The following is a 1,669-nucleotide window of genomic DNA, read 5'->3' as shown; positions in this document are numbered from 1 at the left end:
ATGCTTCGGGTTCGCCAACACCTTGCGGAGATCGCGGTAGCCAGAGACGCCGCCGCAGTCCTCTGGCGGCACAGCATTGGCTCCGTCGAGGCAGATCGGAGCCATCGGCACGGCATAAAATGGCAAGCTTTTCTCCAGTTTCACTGTGTGCGTCCAATCGTCACCGAAATCGTATGTGTACTGGAAGCTGTCTCCCGTCGCGGCAATAAGCATGTCAAGCGTAGCGCCATCTTCATCCGCCTCGTCCTCTTCCAATCCGTCAAAGCCGTCGTCGGTGACGAGCCGAAAGCTGGTGCCCTCGGCCGTGACAAACTTGTGCAGATGTGAGTTGGTCCAGCCCATTGTGATCTGCAGAAGTTCGTGAAACATCTCCAGGGGTATGTCGCGCGGTACGACGAGCCTGCGCCAGATTTGCGGTCGAATGCCATCAAGCGACACCTTGAATTGGCAAAGGCGAACAGGCTTAGCAAGTTTGCTGGCAGACTCGGTCGGTCTTGCAGCCCTCGTAACCTCGGCAGTTCCATTACCGATCAGTTCAACCATCAAGGCTGCAAGACGCGCCTCGATGTTCATCGGCTGCTTCTCGTCGGCCAGAATCTTGGCGGATTCGGCGCGCATGCCTTCGACGATCTTGTTTGCCTGAATATTGGTGTTACGCATTGTGGCCATCGCGTTGAAAAATCCTCGATTCGGTTCAGTCGTAGGGGCGGCGAACCATGGGCTATTTTACTACATAGTTGGGTCAAATCGCCCTCGGCCAAGTCGAACGCAGTGCTCAGGACAGTGTTGTCCAGAAAAATGTCTTAAGACTTGCCGTCGCATCCTGGCCAGTTCAGGAATAACGCAGAGCTGAAGGCCATAAATGAGCCTTTCGTTAACGAAACACAGGTAGAGGCGGCATTGGGTGGTTTCCTTTGCTCGCTGCGGTTATCATCGACTTGATAGCGACGGGCAATTCATAGAGGTCATAGTATTTCGTAATCCACATCTTATTCTCAAGATGGCTCACGATAAGAAGGCGGGATGGAGAAACGTTCGTCGGTTCGCTCAACCCAGTGGGCAGCGGCGGCAGCAATTGCAGAACGCGAAAGGCAGCATTGTTGGTGATGCTGGCGGAATTCCATTGGACGCCCAAGTTCCACATGTTGCGACGCATGTCAATCGCGCCGTTATCACTGAGAATGTAATCCTGAAACTTTATGTCGCCACCTTTGCGAAACCACGTGAAGTACAAGAACCAGTGTTTATCTGCCATATGCTGCATTTCGGTCTTTGCATGCATCCCGAGCGCCTCCTTGAAGGCCCACTGCGGGTAGTCGTTTCTTGCGGTCAAATCAGCGCCATGCTCCGCAAGCAACTTAACGCAAGCAGACTTGCCTTCCTTTGTGGCGAACCGACAGGCGTTCCAGTACCGTTCAGACATCGTGACCATATCTGACGGGCCATCAAAAACAGGGGCGAGGCCGTTTTTGTACGAACTATTGGATGCGTCCGTGAGTGCCGTCTCGCCCAAATTATCTTTAGCATTCACATCCGCGCCGTTGGAGATCAAATCTTTAACACAGTCCACATCGCCGTACAGCGATGCCCACATGAGCGCCGTCATTCCGTCTTTCTGCTTGGCGTTAACGTCTGCCCCCTTTGCCACGAAAAATCGGAGGCAGTCACT

Annotated in this window: 2 protein-coding genes; both read right to left on the bottom strand. The window is 53.6% G+C overall.

Annotated elements, in window-relative coordinates; genetic code table 11:
• A partial coding sequence (locus tag P4L78_RS10700; protein ID WP_309328056.1) for a plasmid pRiA4b ORF-3 family protein occupies positions 1-660 on the bottom strand: 660 nt, incomplete at its 3' end.
• 214 nt (positions 661-874) lie between these two features.
• Positions 875-1,669, bottom strand: a 795-nt coding sequence (locus tag P4L78_RS10695; RefSeq protein WP_309328055.1) for an ankyrin repeat domain-containing protein, incomplete at its 5' end; no start/stop codon positions are given.

It is taken from the genome of Silvimonas sp., assembly GCF_031291215.1.
In the GTDB taxonomy this organism is placed as follows: Bacteria; Pseudomonadota; Gammaproteobacteria; order Burkholderiales; family Chitinibacteraceae; genus Silvimonas; species Silvimonas soli.
Note: the sequence above shows the minus strand (reverse complement) of the source record. Positions and strands in the feature narration are given on the sequence as shown.